This window comes from Vibrio sp. 1978, assembly GCF_033344345.1.
In genome coordinates, this window is the sequence record NZ_JAWPOP010000489.1 from 1 (window position 1) to 686 (window position 686).

The following is a 686-nucleotide window of genomic DNA, read 5'->3' on the forward strand; positions in this document are numbered from 1 at the left end:
ATCATTCAACATACAAAACGTTCTAAAACACTTTCATGCTTGATGATCGATATTGATCACTTCAAAGATATTAATGATAGAGTTGGTCATTTTTCTGGTGATCATGTTATCACTCGCATTGCTCACGTTTGCCAAGGAGTCATTCGTGGCAGCGACTTTATAGGTCGATTGGGAGGAGAAGAGTTCGCAGTAATCTTAACAGATACGAATGCGATTCAAGCGTATGACGTAGCTGAGCGCATACGCCAAGCTATACAAGCAACGATCTGTCATGTCGATGACGTTGAAATTACGACCACTGTTAGTATTGGTGTAGCAGAGTTGAATTCACCACAATCCAACGCAAAAGAGCTTCTAATCGAGGCCGATAAAGCGATGTACTATTCAAAGCACTCAGGACGCAATCAAGTCACCCTAGCTTACGAAAACCTGCCAGATCTTAAGCTTTATCAAGCCGGTCACTTAAAAATACAAAGAGTTTCTTAAATATAAGTTCTCCCCTTTCTGACCACAATAGCCTCTTTACTAAGAAACCTCCGCCCTACGCACTCCCCACAATAACATCGCTAAAAACTCGCTTATCTAAAACCCTTATAACTATTAGTAAAAAATGCTCTATATGTGTTCGCTATTTATCGACCTAAACCACCATCATTCCATCCTTAATATCGACTTTAAAAAAGCTC

General features: G+C 39.9%; 1 protein-coding gene. It reads left to right on the plus strand.

All coding sequences use genetic code 11. The annotated features are described in order from the left end of the window. Nucleotides 1-486, plus strand: a 486-nt coding sequence (locus R8N49_RS27395; protein WP_318190487.1) for a GGDEF domain-containing protein, incomplete at its 5' end; no start/stop codon positions are given. Between the last annotated feature and the right edge of the window lie 200 nt (nt 487-686).